This window comes from Cupriavidus basilensis (assembly GCF_029335485.1).
Taxonomy (GTDB): domain Bacteria; phylum Pseudomonadota; class Gammaproteobacteria; order Burkholderiales; family Burkholderiaceae; genus Cupriavidus; species Cupriavidus basilensis_E.
On the sequence record NZ_JARJLM010000541.1, the window covers coordinates 1 to 479 of the forward strand.

Consider the following 479-nt stretch of genomic DNA (forward strand, 5'->3'; position numbering starts at 1 on the left):
GGCCTGCCCGACGGCGTGTTCAACGTGGTGCAGGGCGGCAAGGAAGCCGTGGACGCGCTGCTGGCGCACCGGGACGTGCAGGCGCTGTCCTTCGTCGGCTCCACGCCGATCGCCGAGTACATCTATGCCGAGGGCACCCGGCACGGCAAGCGCGTGCAGGCGCTGGGCGGCGCCAAGAACCACCTGGTGGTGATGCCCGACGCGGATCTCGACCAGGCGGTGGACGCGCTGATCGGCGCGGCCTACGGCTCGGCGGGCGAGCGCTGCATGGCGATCTCGGTGGCGGTGGCGGTGGGCGAGGTGGCCGACCGGCTGGTGCCGCGCCTGGCCGCACGGGCGCAGGCGCTGAAGATCCGCAACGGCATGGAGGCCGATGCCGAGATGGGCCCGCTGGTGACCGCCGCGCACAAGGCCAAGGTGGAAGGCTATATCGCCAGGGGGGTGGAAGAGGGCGCGCAACTGGTGACCGATGGCCGGGG

At 72.4% G+C, this 479-nt stretch carries 1 protein-coding gene; it reads left to right on the top strand.

Features of this window, described 5'->3' with window-relative positions; translation table 11 throughout:
* The coding region (locus tag P3W85_RS33600) for an aldehyde dehydrogenase family protein (protein WP_276267924.1) at positions 1–479 on the top strand (479 nt) is incomplete at both ends.